This window comes from Streptomyces oceani (genome assembly GCF_001751245.1).
GTDB lineage: Bacteria > Actinomycetota > Actinomycetes > Streptomycetales > Streptomycetaceae > Streptomyces > Streptomyces oceani.
Window position 1 is genome coordinate 1 of the sequence record NZ_LJGU01000001.1, and the last position, 207, is coordinate 207.

Sequence of the window (207 nt, forward strand, 5' to 3'; positions counted from 1 at the left end):
CCGCGCGACGCGGCCGTCCCGCGACGTCCCCGACCCACCCGGCGGGCAAGGTGCCGCTGCCGGCCGGCCAGCCCCGGGAGTGGTACGAGACGCACAATCGCCGCCTGAAGGCCATGCGGCTGGCCATAGCGCTGCTCGACTCCGGGGTGTACACCCCGGAGCGGGCCACCGACCGACGCATACACAGCGTCGCCGCACGGATCGGCG

1 protein-coding gene is annotated in these 207 nt (G+C 75.4%); it reads left to right on the forward strand.

The window, feature by feature from the left end:
- On the forward strand, nucleotides 1-207 hold a 207-nt coding region (locus AN216_RS00005), incomplete at both ends, for a hypothetical protein (RefSeq protein WP_107401854.1).